At 73.8% G+C, this 15,063-nt stretch carries 12 protein-coding genes; 3 read left to right on the top strand and 9 right to left on the bottom strand.

Features of this window, described 5'->3' with window-relative positions; genetic code table 11:
- Positions 1-3 precede the first annotated feature (3 nt).
- From ACT2CW_RS29470 to ACT2CW_RS29450, 5 genes are read right to left on the bottom strand one after another with little or no spacing between them, the layout of a single operon-like run.
- Positions 4-1,308, bottom strand: coding sequence for an FAD-dependent oxidoreductase (locus tag ACT2CW_RS29470; protein WP_445518812.1), 1,305 nt, complete (start codon positions 1,306-1,308; stop codon positions 4-6).
- On the bottom strand, positions 1,305-3,662 hold the full coding sequence (locus ACT2CW_RS29465) for a prenyltransferase/squalene oxidase repeat-containing protein (RefSeq protein ID WP_445518811.1): 2,358 nt from the start codon (positions 3,660-3,662) through the stop codon (positions 1,305-1,307). Before ACT2CW_RS29465 ends, ACT2CW_RS29470 begins: the two co-directional genes overlap by 4 nt.
- Positions 3,663-3,695: 33 nt before the next feature.
- Positions 3,696-4,697: a UbiA family prenyltransferase gene (locus tag ACT2CW_RS29460; protein WP_445518810.1), complete on the bottom strand. Its 1,002-nt coding sequence runs from the start codon at positions 4,695-4,697 to the stop codon at positions 3,696-3,698.
- Between the two features lie 4 nt (positions 4,698-4,701).
- Positions 4,702-5,751, bottom strand: coding sequence for a polyprenyl synthetase family protein (locus tag ACT2CW_RS29455; protein ID WP_445518809.1), 1,050 nt, complete (start codon positions 5,749-5,751; stop codon positions 4,702-4,704).
- Positions 5,748-6,767, bottom strand: a complete 1,020-nt coding sequence (locus tag ACT2CW_RS29450) for an aminotransferase class I/II-fold pyridoxal phosphate-dependent enzyme (RefSeq protein WP_233362064.1) — start codon at positions 6,765-6,767, stop codon at positions 5,748-5,750. The genes ACT2CW_RS29455 and ACT2CW_RS29450 overlap by 4 nt, the downstream gene beginning before the upstream one ends.
- 295 nt (positions 6,768-7,062) lie before the next feature.
- Between ACT2CW_RS29450 and ACT2CW_RS29445 the strand changes: the two genes are divergently transcribed.
- Positions 7,063-7,989, top strand: a complete 927-nt coding sequence (locus ACT2CW_RS29445) for a LysR family transcriptional regulator (protein ID WP_445518808.1) — start codon at positions 7,063-7,065, stop codon at positions 7,987-7,989.
- Between the two features lie 201 nt (positions 7,990-8,190).
- Here the strand turns inward: ACT2CW_RS29445 and ACT2CW_RS29440 are convergent, their stop codons facing one another.
- Complete coding sequence (locus ACT2CW_RS29440; RefSeq protein WP_445518807.1) at positions 8,191-9,198, bottom strand: sulfotransferase; 1,008 nt, start codon at positions 9,196-9,198, stop codon at positions 8,191-8,193.
- Between the two features lie 241 nt (positions 9,199-9,439).
- Between ACT2CW_RS29440 and ACT2CW_RS29435 the strand changes: the two genes are divergently transcribed.
- Positions 9,440-10,351, top strand: coding sequence for an endonuclease/exonuclease/phosphatase family protein (locus ACT2CW_RS29435; RefSeq protein WP_445518806.1), 912 nt, complete (start codon positions 9,440-9,442; stop codon positions 10,349-10,351).
- 51 nt (positions 10,352-10,402) lie between these two features.
- Here the strand turns inward: ACT2CW_RS29435 and ACT2CW_RS29430 are convergent, their stop codons facing one another.
- Positions 10,403-11,611 (bottom strand): MFS transporter, encoded by a 1,209-nt coding sequence (locus ACT2CW_RS29430; protein WP_445518805.1) that lies wholly within the window; start codon positions 11,609-11,611, stop codon positions 10,403-10,405.
- Between the two features lie 292 nt (positions 11,612-11,903).
- Here ACT2CW_RS29430 and ACT2CW_RS29425 point away from each other — a divergent pair, with 292 nt between their 5' ends.
- The gene (locus ACT2CW_RS29425; protein ID WP_164423452.1) at positions 11,904-12,965 is read left to right on the top strand and encodes a mechanosensitive ion channel family protein; all 1,062 of its coding nucleotides are present in this window, start codon (positions 11,904-11,906) and stop codon (positions 12,963-12,965) included.
- Positions 12,966-13,033: 68 nt separating this feature from the next.
- Here the strand turns inward: ACT2CW_RS29425 and ACT2CW_RS29420 are convergent, their stop codons facing one another.
- The gene (locus ACT2CW_RS29420; protein WP_432047533.1) at positions 13,034-13,705 is read right to left on the bottom strand and encodes a response regulator; all 672 of its coding nucleotides are present in this window, start codon (positions 13,703-13,705) and stop codon (positions 13,034-13,036) included.
- Complete coding sequence (locus tag ACT2CW_RS29415) at positions 13,702-14,967, bottom strand: sensor histidine kinase (RefSeq protein ID WP_164423834.1); 1,266 nt, start codon at positions 14,965-14,967, stop codon at positions 13,702-13,704. The genes ACT2CW_RS29420 and ACT2CW_RS29415 overlap by 4 nt, the downstream gene beginning before the upstream one ends.
- Positions 14,968-15,063: the final 96 nt, after the last annotated feature.

Here is a 15,063-nt window from a genome sequence, read left to right as displayed (position 1 = left end):
TCCTCACATGGGTTGCGGTCGGCCGGCCGGTGCGGCCGGCACTCGGTGGGCGCGCGGATCGGGGAGGAGACCGAGCTGCTGAAGCCGGTCCAGCAGGGTCAGCGGGCGCGGGCCGAGGCCCGACATGTTGTGGGTGACGGTGTGCAGCAACCGGGGGTTGGCGCCGGTGTGCCGGACGGCCCGGCGGCCCAGGACCCGGCCGCGCCACGACAGATCGGTGACCATCCGCGCCGCGTTGCCGCTGGTCGTGGCCGCCTGGGCGAGCAGGGGCAGCTGCCGGTCGTGGTAGTCGCGCAGCGCGCCGTCCACGGCCGCGATCGACATCTCGCCGGTGCGCTCCAGCTGGCCCGCAAGCCGCTCGGCGAGGGCACCGGCGCTGGTGATGGCGGTGTTCATGCCCTGCGCGGCCATCGGATGGACGGCGTACGCGGCCTCGCCGACCAGCGCGAGGCCCTGGCCGGCCAATCGGGGCGACAGCAGCCGTCCGACGGGCAGCGTCTGGCGGGTGCCGAGATGGGCGAGCAGGGGCGCGGTCAGCGGCTCCAGGGCGGGCACCTGGGACAGCGCCCCGGCCGCCCAGTCGGCCAGCCCCCCGCGTGCCGTGACACCTCGCAGCTCATCGGGCCCGGCCTGGAGGTAGAGCCGCAGCCGGCCGCCCGGCAGCGGATAGAGCAGCCGCAGCCCCCGGTCGGTGACATACGCCGAGAAGTCGTCGGCCCGCGCCGCCGCGTCGGCGTCGCCGATGTCGAAGGAGACCAGCCGGTGCGGGTAGTCGACCCGTCGGGCCTCGATGCCCGCCCAGGACCGCAGCCGTGAGGAGATGCCGTCGGCGGCGACCACGAGCGGGGCCCGCTCCTCGTGGACCCTGCCGCCCTCGGCCAGCCGCAGTCCGGTGATCCGGCCGGAGTCGTCGCGCAGCGGCGCCTCCGCGCGCACGCCCCGGCGCAGTTCCACACCCGGCCCGAGGCTCCCGGCCAGGGCGTCGAGGATGGCCGTGTGGTCATGGGCCAGCAACCACTGGTCGGGGGCGGGCAGTTGACCGTAGTCGAGGGACATCAGCGCGGCGCCGCGCGGATCACGGACGACCAGCCGTCCGAGCCGGACCGCGCCCTGGGCGTCGAGCCGCTTCTCCACGCCCCAGGAGCGCAGCAGGCGCAGCGCGCCCGGCTGGAGCACCTCGCCCTTGGCGATCGGGCGGACGCTCGGCTGCTTGTCGACCACCAGGACGTCCAGTCCGAGACCGCCGAGCGCGCGGGCCGCCGCGAGCCCACCGACCCCCGCCCCGCACACCAGCACATCGGGGCTCATCGCCCGCTCCCTTCGCCGGTGGCGGTTTCGCGGGTGCCGGTTTCGCGGGTGCCGGTTTCGCGGGTGCCGGATGCGTCAACGCCGGTCTCGCGCGCGCCGGTCTCGCCACTGCCAGTCTCACCACCGCCGGTTTCGCGCATACCCGTCACACGCATGCCCGTCTCACGCGCGCCGGTCCCACGGGTGCCGGATGCCTCAACGCCGCTCCCACGCGCGCCGGTCTCGCCACTGCCAGTCTCACCACCGCCGGTTTCGCGCATACCCGTCACACGCATGCCCGTCTCACGCGCGCCGGTCCCACGGGTGCCGGATGCCTCAACGCCGCTCCCACGCGCGCCGGTCTCGCCACTGCCAGTCTCACCACCGCCGGTTTCGCGCATACCCGTCACACGCATGCCCGTCTCACGCGCGCCGGTCCCACGGGTGCCGGATGCCTCAACGCCGCTCCCACGCGCGCCGGTCTCGCCACCGCCGGTCTCGCCGCTGCCGGTTTCGCGCATGCCCGTCTCACGCGCGCCGGTCTCGCGCAGGCCTGTCTCGCGCGCGCCGGTCTCGCGCAGGCCGAATGCGCCAGTGCCGGTCTCGCGGAGACCGAATGCGCCCGTGCCGGTCTCGCGCTTACCGGTTTCGCGGCGACAGCCGCGTTCGTGCGTGGCTTCCGCCACCTCCGCAACCTCCGCCGAGCGGTAGTGGGCGAGGGCCCGCACCGCCAGGCCCGCCGCGATGCCGTCGTCGGCGTAGCGGGCGCAGCCGCGGATGTACTCGTTGACCGGGGCCGGGGTCCAGCCGCCGTCCGCCCGCTGGGCGTCGACGAGCCAGCGTGCCGCCGCTGCCGGGGCCGGGTCGGTGGGGCTCAGCCCGGCGGCGAGCAGTCCGCGCAGCGCCCAGGCGGTCTCCTCGACGGTGCCCCGCCGGGTGGCGCCCGGTCCGGAGCGGTCCCCCGTGCTCCACGAGCCGTCGGGGTGCCGGGTGCGCAGCAGCCAGTCCCTGGCCCGGGCCGCCGCCCGGTGGTGTTCCTCGGTACGGCCCGCCCGGCTCAGTGCCTCCAGCGCCGCGGCGGTCCCGGGGGTGCCGCCGCGGTACCACATGGCCTCGTACGAGCCGTCGGGGCGCTGCCGGCCGACCAGCCAGCGCATCGCCCTGACCACGCGCGGGTCGTCGGCCCCGGCCCCGGAGTCGAGCAGGGCGCCCACGACCTTGGCGGTCATCTGGGGGCAGGGCCCGAAGCCACCGGGTTTGCTGTTCCGTACGGCGAGGCTCCAGGACCCGGCCGCGTCCTGGGTGGCGGTCAGCCAGGCCAGCCCGGCGCGCACATGGCGGTCGTCCGCGCCGCCGGGCAGCCGCAGCAGGATGGCGCCGGCCTCGGCCGTCTCCAGGGCCATCGGCCAGCTGCGCGGGCTGGAGAACCCCCAGTAGCCGGCCGGGCAGCCGAGCGCGTCGAACGGCTCGGACTGCTGGTGGCGGTGGAGCATCTCGCGGGTGCCGATCAGCTGGGGGTCATCGGCGTGACCGGCCTCGATCAGGGCGGCGGTGGCGAAGTTCGTCCAGGTCACATCGAGGGGCATCAGATCCCAGGAGCCGTCGGGGTTCGCCGCCGAGCGGAGCCAGCGGGCGGCGGCGCTCACCAGGTCGGGCGCCTGGCCGGAGCGGGCGAGGCCCAGGCAGATGAGTCCGGTGAGCCAGGGGTCGGTGCTGAACCCGCCGGTGGCGCCCTCGCGTTCGTACGCGTCGCGGACGATGGCCAGCGCCCTCGGCCGGGCCAGCCGGTCCAGGGCGCGGCCGGCCGGGCCGCGGCGGCGGTGGGCGGACTGGGCGAGCGCCTGGCTCGCGTAGATCGGCAGCCGCAGGCTCAGCAGGCGGCGGCTGAGGCCGGGGAAGAGGAGCAGCTCCAGGGGGAGCCGGCGCTGGGCGCCCTCGTGGGGCAGTCCGGCGAAGGTGTGGAACTGGCGGATGAGGGCGGTCATCGCGGGTTCCGGGACGGCCGCGGAGCCGCCGAGCTCCTCGAACCGGGCCCGTGCCGCGCGTACGGCCGACGCCGCCCGGCGGGGCGCGAGCAGGTGGAGCGCCGCGGCGGCGAGCGCGGTGGTGAGGGGTTCGGTGGGCACCGAGGGCATGGCCCAGCCGCCGTCGTCCCGCTGGGTCTCGCACAGCCAGGTGACACCGCGCTCGATGGTCTCCGCCGAGCCCTCGGGGTCCGCGAAGTGCAGTGCGGTGAGGGCTCCGGCGGTGTTCAGCGGGGAGGCGTGGTGTGCGCCGAAGACGAAGGCGCCGTCGTCGCGGCGGTGGGCGAGGAGCGCCTCGGCACCCGTGGTGACGGCCGTGCCGACGCTCTCGGTCAAGGCGGATGCGGGCATGCGATCGGACCCTTCTGCTGGTGGCGCGCCGTCTCAGGGGCGGGGTTCGGGGAGGGTGGGCCCGCCGTCGGTCAGGGGCGGCGCGGGGAACTCGTGGCGGGATCGCATCCGGCTCTGGGTGATGACGCTGACCGCGAGGAGCGGCGTCAGCAGCGCCAGGGCGGGTGCCGCTCCGGCGCCCGCGGCCACCACCGCCGCGGCCAGCACAAGGCGTTCGGCGACGAGGACGGCGTGGGCGCGCAGCGCCAGCGCGGGGGCGAGGTGCCCCGGTGACCGCAGCAGCAGCCCGAAGGCGCCCGCGCCGCACAGCGCCGCCGCCGACAGCAGTACGAGATACCCGGCCGTGTCCCTGGGCACCAGCCCGGTGGCGGCGCAGGCCACGGCCACGGCGGCCATATACAGCGCGGCGGCGGTGCGGGTGGCGCGCCGGAGGCCCCGGCGCACCGGCACGGTGGCGTAGCCGCCCTCGCGGTCGCCCTCGACGTCGCGGAGGGTTCCGACGAGGTTGGACGCGGTGTCATGGGCCAGGAACACCAGGGCGAAGGGCAGCGCCCGCCAGGGTGGCCACGGCTGGACGGCCATCGCGCCGAAGAGCACGGTGAGCGCGGTCAGCACGCCGCGGATGAGATTGCCCGGCAGGCCCCGCCCCTTGAGGACCCGGCTGTACGCCACGATGCCCGCCATGGCGGCGGCGGCCACGGCCACGGCGCGCCAGTTGGCCCACAGGGCCAGCGCGGCGACGGCCACGATGCAGCCGATGCCCGCGGCCACGGCCGTGCGCGGGCTCAACCGCCCGGAGGGTATGGGCCGTTGGGGCTTGCTGAGCGCGTCGAGGTCACGGTCGTAGTAGTCGCCGAGGTAGTGGCCGGCGACCCAGCCGAGGGTCGGCGCGGCCCAGGCCACCATGAGCTGGCCCGTAGTCGGGTGCGCTCCGGCGAGGGTGGCTCCGGCGAGTCCGACCAGCCCGGGATACCAGAGGGTGTACGGGCGCCAGGTCTGAAGATGGGCCAGGAGTGCGCTGCGCGGGGCCGCCACGGCGTCACCGGTCCCGGCTGACCGACAGATCGGCCACCGCCGCGAGTACGGCGGTGGCCCGGGAGCGGGGCAGCTGCTCCAGACAGGATTTGGCCCGGTCGGCCTGGGCCGTGGCCCGGTGCCGCGCGGCGGTGAGCGCGCCGGTGGTCTCCAGCAGCTCGTGCACCGTCCGCAGCGCGTCGGCCGCGGGCAGGGCGCCGCCGAGCGCCGCCTCCAGCCGGGCGCGGGCCGGGGCGCCGGCCATGGCGTGGCAGAGCAGGACGGGGAAGGTGGGCCGGGCGGCCGCGATGTCGCTGAGCGCGGACTTGCCGGTGGTGCGGCTGTCGCTGGTGTACGGCAGCAGGTCGTCGTGCATCTGGAAGGCCAGCCCCAGATGGTCGGCGTAACAGGTGAGCGCCTGCTGCTGGGCGGGGGATCCGCCGCCCAGGATCGCCCCGCCGCGGCAGGCGGCCCGGAACAGCGCCCCGGTCTTCAGGGCGCTCATGGTGAGGTACCGGTCGAGCCCGCAGCCGAGGTCGCCGCGGAGTTCGCCCTCCATCGCCTGACCGCGGCACAGGTCGACGCCCGCCCGGGCGAAGACCCGCACCGCCCCGAGGACCCGGCCCGGCGGCAGCCCGCCGATGTCCTCGGTGAGCGGTCCGGAGTCCTCGGCGCCGTCGGTGAGCACGCCGAACATGCCCAGCATCAGGGCGTCCCCGGTGACGATGGCGTCGGTGGTGCCGTAGCGCGCCACGACGGACGGGCGGCCCCGCCGCATGGTGTCGCCGTCGATGACGTCGTCGTGGACGAGGGATCCCACATGGAGGTACTCCACGCTCAGCGCGGCCGGGACGATGGCGGGTCCGCCGCCGCCCACCGCCTCGGCCGACTCCATGAGCAGCAGCGGCCGCAGCAGCTTCCCGGCCGGGAGCAGGGCGTACCGGGAGATCTGGTGGAGGCGTTCGGCCCCCGGCGGCCAGCGCCGGTCGAGCTCGCGCAGCAGGAGCTCCATGGTGGGGGCGGCCTCGGCCAGCGGGTCGGCCACCTCGGTGACCGCGACGTCGGGCGGGGTCACCGGGACGCCTCCCGGTACTTCCCGGCGAGCTCCGCGAACGCCTGGTTGGCCTCGGGCTCGGCGACGGTCACCCGTATCCCCTCGCCCGGTTTGCCGCACACCACCACGCCGTGGTCCGCGCAGAACTGGGTGAAGCGCTCCACACCGGACGTCATGGGCAGCCACAGGAAGTTGCCCTGGCTCGCGGGCGCCTCCCAGCCCTGGTCCAGCAGGATCCGGTGCAGCCGGTCGCGCTCCTCGGCGGTCTCGGCGCACTGCCGGAGCACCCGCTCATGGGCGCCGAGCGCGGCCAGGGCGGCCTCCTGCGCCACGGCGCTCACCCGGTAGAAGGGCAGGATCGTGCGGAGCGGGGCGAGCACGGGCTCATGCGCCACGAGATAGCCGACCCGCAGGCTGAGCAGCCCGTAGGACTTGGAGAACGTCCGTACCACACAGACCCGTTCATCGGCGCGGTGCAGGGCGATGCCGTCGGCGATGGCGCCGGGGTCGGCGAAGTCCCGGTACGCCTCGTCGATGACGACGGTGACATGTGCGGGGAGCCGGTCCAGGAAGCGAAGGATCTGGTCGTGCTCCAGCGCGGTGCCGGTGGGGTTGTTGGGGGTGCACAGCAGGACCATGCGGGTGCGGTCGGTGACGGCGTCGGCCATCGCCTTCAGATCGTGGTCGTACCCGGTGAGCGGCACCCGGACGGTGGTGGATCCGGCGTTGGCCGCCATCATCGGGTACGCCTCCCAGGAGGGCCAGGCGTGCACCGTGTCGGTGTCCGGTCCGGTGAGGGTGGAGAAGAGCTGCTGGAGCAGCGCGCCGGAGCCCGGTCCGGCGAGCACCCGCTCCGGCGCCACCCCGAGATGTGCGGCGAGGGCCTGACAGAGCCCGCCGCCGAGGGCATCCAGGGTACGGTGGGCGGTCCGCGCGGTGCGCTGGACGGCGTCCACCACTTCCGGAAGTGGAGGGTGAACGGTTTCGTTGAGCGACATCTGATGGAACGGATTGTTCTCCGCGACCACCGGAGTCATGCGATTCCAGCCATCATGCATCGGGCACCATCCATCCATTCCAGCGGGGATTCGGGCGGAGGGAGGAATGTCACCGCGCCCGGTTCCCCATGCCGGTCCGGCCGGATCGGTGGGAAGGAAACCGTCGTGGGCGGGGTGTGACCGTACGGTCGGCCAGTGCGGGTGGGCCGTGTCCGATCGGTCACTTCAATGGGCGAGTACGGGCGAAATCCGTCACCATGATTTTGACGGCCTATCGATCACGCGTCCAATTAAAGTCTTTCGGAAATTGATAAACTATTTTTATCTTCCTGTGGTGATCGAACTTCGCCAGCTCACCGTGCTCGCAGAGGTCTGTCGCTCCGGCTCGTACAGCGCCGCGGCAGACCACCTCGGTTACACCCAACCGGCCATCAGCTACCACATGCGCGCGCTGGAACGTGCCGTGGGCATGCCGCTGACGGTCAAGGCGGGACGGGGGGTGCGGCTCACGCCCGCGGGCCACAGACTCGCCGAGCGCGCCCGGGGAGTGCTGGCCGGGCTGCGGGACGTGGAGAACGAGTTCGAGGCGCTCGCCGCGCGCACCCGTGGCCGGGTGCGGATGTCCTCGGTGCAGAGCGTCTGCGTCGCCGTGCTGCCCGCGGCGCTGGCCCGGCTGGGCGCCTCCCGTATCGAGGTGGAGGTGGAGCTGGGCCAGACCGCCTCCCATGACGCGTACCGGCTGCTGGACTCGGGCGAGACCGATCTGGCGATCGTCGCCGACGATGAGCCGGGAGAGGCGGCGCAGCCCGCGGAGACCCCGCTGCGCCGGGTCCCGCTGCTGGTCGACCGCCGCCATGTGCTGCTGCCGCGGGGCCATGCGCTCGCCGGGCGGCGCAGCGTCCGCCTCGCCGATCTGGCGCGGGAGCGGTGGATCCTGGAGCGGGACCGCGAGCAGTTGCTGCGCCGCTGCGCGGAGGCGGGGTTCGAGCCCCGGGTGGTGACCACGACCGATGACCAGGCGACGACCCTCGGCCTGGTGGGCGACGGGGTGGGCATCGCCCTGATGGACGGCCTCGGGCTGCTCCCCCGGCCTGATCCGCGGGTCGAGCCGCGCCCGCTGGACGACTGGCCCCGGCGCCATGTCTGCGCGCTGCTGCGGCCGGAGGCGGCCAGGGTGCCCGCGGTGGCCGCGCTGCTGGAGGCGCTGCGGGCCGTGGCGGTCGAGCAGTCGGGGGACGCGGTGGCAGCGGCGACGGCCTGACGCCCGGCCGATCGCATCCGGCGCCGGGGCACGCTCAGCCGCCGTGGGCCCGGCCGAAGGCCCGGCCGAGGGCCCGGCCGAGGGCCCGGCCGAGGGCCCGGCTCAGCCGCCGTGGCGGGCCAGGCCGTGGGCCCCGCTCACCCGCCACCCGCCAGGCCGTGGGTCCCGCTCACCCGCCGTGGCTGAGGCTGTGGGTCCCGCTCAGCCACCATCGGCCAGGCTCAGGGCCCGGGCGCCGGGGGCGCAGCTCTCGCGGAGTGCGGCCAGTTCGGCGGGCGGCAGCGTGGCGGCGGCCGTGCCCCGGCGGTCGCCGTCGAGCAGGGCGCGTCCGGCCGCCAGCCACTCCGGGAGGGGGTCCACCCCGAGGTGGTGGGCCAGCCGGGTGAGCTCGCGCCCGGGCGCGTCGAGAAGGCCCTCGTACGACAGGGACATCCGGATCGCGGCGGGGAGCCGCGACAGATGCCCCAGCCCCTCGACGATCGTGCTCGACCACAGCTCGCCGAACTCGGCCACGGGCACCTGCCGTTCGTACAGCGGCCGCAGATCGGCCTCGTCGTCGCTGAGCAACGCCGCGAGGCCGGCCGGGAGGTCCTCGGTGCTCGTGGCGCGCTCCGTCATCAACTGGATCAGCCGGAATCCGGGGTGGCGGCTCATGGAGAGCGCGCAGTCGGCGCCGTCCCGGTGCAGGTGGACGAACCGGGCCTCGGGGAAGACCTCCCTCAGCCGGGGCACCGACCGCAGCGAATAGCCGGACCGCTCCACGACGGCCCGCCGGCCGAACCACTCCCCCAGCAGGCAGAACAGCGCCCGGTAGTGGTCGGCCACCGGCGCCGCGGGCCGCCGGGACAGCTCCGGCTCCAGCGCGTCGAACAGCGCGTCGGGGTCGTCGGTGAGATGGGGCAGCGTCATCATGCACACCGCCGGAATGCCACCGCCCGCCACCGAGAACCGCCCCTTGACATGCGGATACCGGTACTCGGGCAGCGGGATGCCGTCGCGGATGACACGGTTGGCGAACGACCGCGGAGTGGCGAGGATCCGCCAGAACTCCGCCCCGGTCAGCGGCGCCTCGGGCAGCGCGTCCGGCTCCAGCGAGGCGATCAGCTCGCTCACGCTGAGCAGATCCGGATGCAGCCGCAGGATGCGCGACAGAGCGGTCGAACCGCAGCGTCCGGTTCCCACGACGAAGGTCAGCGGCCGTACGGTCACCCCAGGTGCCCCTTCCGTCTCCGACGACTACCGGCCTCCCTACCCATCGTCACCTCCGCGCACCCGCGGCCACTTCCGTCACTCGCGGGGTCACTCGTCACCGGTGGTCTCCGCAGGCGCTCTTGAGGTCGGCTCGGTGTGACCGTACGTTCCACCGGACGGCCACCGCAGGACACACCCCCCACACCGCGGGGTCCGACCATTGAGGCCGTCACCGCACCTTCAAGACCTTGGAGGAGCCATGCCCGCACCTGTGTTCAGCCGCCGTCACGGTATGCGCGCCGCGGCCGCGGCGGCCGTCGCGCTGCCACTCGCCTCCCAGCCGCAGAACGTGGCCGCGGCCGCCCCCGTCACCCCGATCGCCCCCGCCGACGGTCCCCGGCTGGCCGTCATGACGTTCAATCTGCGCTATGCAAGCGACGCCGAGCCCAACTCCTGGGGGCGGCGCCGCCCCGTCATGCGGGAGCTGCTGCGCCGGGCCCGGCCCCATCTGCTCGGCACTCAGGAAGGGCTGTACGGCCAGCTGCGCGACATCGCCCACGACCTCGGGCAGTCCTACTCGTGGATCGGCACCGGGCGGATGGGGGGCAGCCGCGACGAGTTCATGGCCGTCTTCTACGACACCGGGCGGCTCGAACCTCTGGAGTACGACCACTTCTGGCTGTCCGACACCCCGAACGTCATCGGCTCCAACACCTGGGGCGGGGCCGTGGTCCGGATGGTCACCTGGGTGCGCTTCCACGACCGGCACACCGGCAAGGAGTTCTACGCCCTCAACACCCATCTGGACCACCGCAGCCAGAACGCCCGTGAGCACTCCGCCGCGCTGATCACCGAGCGGCTCGGCGGTCTGGACTCCGCGCTCCCCCGCATCGTGACCGGTGACTTCAATGTGGCGGCCCACGGCAATCCGGTCTACGACGCCATGCTGAACGGCGGCACGCTGGTGGACGCCTGGGACACCGCCGAGCGGCGCGGCCCGCTGTACGGGACGTTCCACGGCTTTGGCCCACTGGTCCCGGACGGCGACCGGATCGACTGGATCCTGACCTCACCCGGTGTGCGCACCCGCCACGCCGTCATCGACACGTACTCGCGGGACGGCCAGTTCCCCAGCGACCATCTGCCGGTGCGGACGGTCCTGGAGCTGTAGCGCGGGGCTCGCCCGGCGGCCCGCCCCTGGCAGCCGCCGCCCCTCCGCCCCTCAGCGGCCGGGCGCCTCCGCGGAGAGCGCCCGCAGCCGCAGCAGGGTGGCCACGGCCAGCAGGGCCACGCACCCCGTGAAGATCAGCCCGGCGGACCGCAGCCCGACCGCGACCGTCAGCGCGCCCACGCCGATCACCGGAATCGAGAGCGCCAGATACATCAGCACGAACAGGGCGGAGGTGACCTCGGCGCGGTGGTCGGCCGGGCTGCGTTCCGTCACCACCCGTACGGCCGCGTGGAACGACAGCCCCTGTCCCGTCCCCGCGACGACGGCGCCCAGTACCAGCAGCTCCAGTGACGCGATCGCGAGCGAGCCGGCGATGGCCGCCATACCGGCCACCAGCACCGCGCATCCGCCGGGCAGCGAACGTCCCGGACCCAGCCGCTCGCCCAGCGCCTGCCCGGCGATCGAGGCGGCGAAGACCGAGAACGCCACGGCACCGGCGACCGCGAGATTGCTCTCCCCCTCCACCTCGCTCAGGAAAGTGGGCGACACCGAGGTGAACAGGCCCAGCGTGGCGAAGCCCGCGAACCCCGCCATGGCCGCGGCCGCGAACGTCGAGCGCATCTCCTTGGGCACCCGCAGCCGCTGCGGCCTCAGCGGCGGACGGCTCCGCTTCCGTACGGTCTCCGGAAGGGCGAGCACCACGGCGGCGCCCACCGCCACCAGCACCAGGTCCACCACGAACACCAGCTTCAGCGGCGCCGCGGCGTACTGTGCCAGCACGCCTGCCAGCAACGGGCCGAGCCCGAGCCCGCCCAGGTTGGCCCCGGTCGCGAGGAGGGTGGCGGCACGGCGCCGGCGCTCCGGCGCGAGCTCGATCACCGTCACGGTGGCGGTGCCGGTGGCCAGGCCCGCGGAGAGACCCGACAGGACGCGGCCCGCGAACAGCGTCGGCAGTCCCTGGGCGAGGAGGAAGCACACCGCGCTCAGCCCCGACAGCACCAGCGCGGCCAGCATGACGGGCCGTCGGCCGATGAAGTCGGACACACTTCCGAGCAGCAGCAGCGCGACGATGACCCCCGCCGCGTACACGGCGAAGATCACCGTGACCATGAACGAGGAGAAGCCGAACTCCCGCTGGTAGAGCGAGTAGAGCGGGGTGGGCAGCGTCGTACCGCACATCGTGACCACGAAGGCGTAGGCGGCGGCGAGGAACGGCCATCCCCTCTCCCCGTCGTGCACGTCACTACGGCGGCTATCCATACGACCCGATTCCACCACAAAACACCTGTGCGTCAAACGCGGTGGCGCGCCGCCCGCTGCCTGGCGGGTTACGTGCGGTAGCGGCGCATCCCGTCATGCGGCCCGCATCGCATGCGGCAGGATGGCACCTTACGCCGGAGCCGTACACCTGTGCGCCCGGCACCGCCCGTAGAACCCAGGCACGAACAGGTGACAAGGTGATTCCACAGAACTCCAGACCGGAGGCCGCACCGACGACGGCATGCCGCACGGCCGCTTCTGACGCGCTTTCCGGGATAGCGGACGGTGGCCGATGAACCGGGCTCTCACCTTGCACGATGTCATCGTCGTCGGAGCGGCGCTGGTCTGCGGCGCGGCCGGTGGTGTGCTGTTGCGCGTGGCGCTGCGCTGGCTGGGCGAGCGGGCCCGGTCCACAAGGTGGAGCGGTGACGACATCATCGTCGACACGCTGCGCACCCTGGCCCCATGGGCGTCGATGGCCGCCGGTGTCGCCGCCGCGGCCGCCGCGCTGCCGCTGAACCGCACGGTCGGCCATGACGTCAATCAGACGCTGGTGGCCGTGCTGATCCTGGTCACCACGGTCACGGCGGCCCGGGTGGTGGCCGACCTGGTGCGCTCGCTGGCGCTGTCCCGCTCCGGGGTGGCGGGAACGGCCAGCATCTTCGTCAACATCACCCGGATCGCCGTCCTGGCGATGGGTGTGCTGATCCTGCTGGAGACGCTGGGCGTCTCGATCGCTCCGCTGCTCACCGCCCTGGGCGTGGGTGGTCTGGCGGTCGCCCTGGCCCTCCAGGACACGCTGGCCAACCTCTTCGCGGGGGTGCACATCCTGGCCTCCAAGACGGTGCAGCCCGGCCACTACATCCGGCTCAGCAGCGGGGAGGAGGGGTATGTCGTCGACATCAACTGGCGCAACACGGCGGTGCGGCAGCTGTCGGACAACCTCGTCATCATCCCGAACGCCAAGCTGGGCAACACCATCATGACCAACTTCCACCAGCCCGAGCAGCAGATGTCGGTCATGGTCCAGGCGAGGGTCGGCTACGGAAGCGATCTGGACCATGTCGAGCGGGTGACCATCGAGGTCGCCGGGAAGGTGATGTCCGGGGTCGAGGGCGGGGTCGTCGACCACGAGACGAGTGTGCGCTTCCACACCTTCGGAGAGTCCGGCATCGACTTCTCGGTGTTTCTGCGGGCCCTGGAGTTCAGCGATCAGTACCTCATCAAGCATGAGTTCATGAAGGAGCTGCACCGCCGGTTCCGCGCCGAGGGCATCGAGATCCCGCTGCCCACGCGGACGCTCGTACTGCCCGACCAGGACCGGGCGTCGCTGCCGGGCCGGCCGGCGATCTGACGATCCCAGCAATCAGCAATCAGCAATCAGCCGTCAGCCGTCAGCCGTCAGCCGTCAGCCGTCAGCCGTCAAGGCAGCAATCGCCGCTCGGTGGCCACCGCCACCGCCCCGGCCCGGGTCTCGACCCCCAATTTCCCGTAGATCCGTCCCAGATGGGTCTTGACCGTGGCCTCGCTGATGAACAGGGCCCGGGCGATCTCCCGGTTGCCCAGGCCGCGGGCCAGCTGCCGGAGGATGTCGCGCTCCCGCTCGGACAGCCCGGGGCGCGGGCTGCGCATCCGGGCCAGCACCCGGTCGGCGACCGGGGCCGACAGCGCGGTACGGCCGGAGGCGGCGTCGCGGATCGCCGCGAACAGCTCCTCCGGCCGCTCGGCCTTGAGCAGATAGCCGGTGGCCCCGGCCTCGATGGCACGGGTGATGTCGGCGTCGGTGTCGAACATGGTGAGCACCAGGACACGCGGCGCGGGCGGATCGCCGGAGACCAGCCGCCGGGTGGCGGTCACCCCGTCCATGCCCTCTCCGAGCTGTAGGTCCATCAGCACCACATCGGGCCGGAGCCGGGTGGCCATGGCGAGGGCCTCCTCGCCACTGCCCGCCTCGCCGACCACCTCGATGCCGTCGGTACTGGCCAGCAGCGCCCGCAGCCCGGCCCGCACCACGGCGTGGTCGTCGCAGAGCAGCAGCCGGATGGCGGCCGCGGACGACGGGGACGAGGGGGACGAGGGCACGGTCTGGCTCATGGCGTGGTCTCCACGGGACGGTCGGGGACGAGGGCGGGAAGGGGTTCGACGGGGATCGCGGCCGAGACGACGGTCCCCTCGCCCGGTGCGGACTCGACGGTGAGCGTGCCGCCCAGCTGCCGTACGCGGGCCCGCATGGCCGGGAGTCCGTGGCCGCGCGACCGGTCCGCGTCGGCTGCCGGGACGGCGTCGGTGTCGAAGCCTCGGCCGTCGTCGGCGATGTCCAGACAGATCTGGTCGCCCAGGCAGGTCAGGGTGAGCGCGGCCCGGCTCGCCCCGGCGTGCTCCCGCACATTGGCCAGCGCGCCCTGGGCGATGCGCAGCAGCGCCGCCGCCACCCGCTCGGGCAGCGGGCCGAGGGGCCCGTCGAGCCGGAAGTCCACCGCCGGTCCGGCACCGCTCTCCCGCTCGGCGAGCGCGCCGAGCGCCTGGGCCAGCGAGCGCTCGGCGAGGTCGGCCGGGGCCAGGTCCTGGACGAACCGGCGGGCCTCGGCGAGGCTGCGGGACGCGATCTCCGCCGCGTTCCGCATATGTCCCCGGGCCGCCTCCGGGTCCGTCTCCCAGGTGCGGTCGGCGGCCTGGAGCAGCATCCGCTGGCTGGACAGGCCCTGGGCGAGGGTGTCGTGGATCTCCGACGACAGCCGCTGGCGCTCGGCCAGGATCCCCGCCCGCCGCTCGGTCGCGGCCAGATCGCGGCGGGTGCGGACCAGGTCGTCGATCAGCACCCGCTGCCGCGCCGACTGGCGCCGCAGATGGATGAGGACGGCGGCGGCCACGGCGGCGATGGCGGGCGGCGCGATCAGCGCGTTGGGGTCGAAGCCGTCGTGCATGAACCGCAGCTTGGACGCGACGACCAGCGCGGTGAGCACGGCGGCCAGGGGCACCGCGAACCGGGTCGGCAGGGTGTGCAGACCGGTGAAGAACAGCGGCATGGCACACCAGGCGGCGCTCGGCGCGAGGACCAGCAGCGCGACCCATGCGGCCAGTACCGCGGTCAGCCAGAGCAGATAGCGGCCGGAGGGCCGGCCGCCGGGGCTCGGCGCGGGCGCCGGCCACCGGCCGGGCAGATAGAGCGCGCCGAAGGCCACGAAGAGGGCGATGACCCAGCCGTTGGGCGCGCTGCCGGTGTCCCGGATCAGATAGCGGATCAGCGAGGACCCCAGCAGCAGGAAGAACGCGATGTGCAGGACCGCCGTCAGCCACCGCTCGTCCGGATCGTCCGGCCCGTCGGACCCGGACCGCCCGGACCACGCCGACCACACCCCCGGCCACCGGGCCCACCCGGACCGACCTGCCGCACCGACCGCCGACCGCACCCCGGCCCCTCCCCTGCTCCTCGGTTCACTCCCTCAGCCAGT

The sequence above is a fragment of the Streptomyces sp. NEAU-174 genome, from assembly GCF_052665095.1.
Note: the sequence above shows the minus strand (reverse complement) of the source record. Positions and strands in the feature narration are given on the sequence as shown.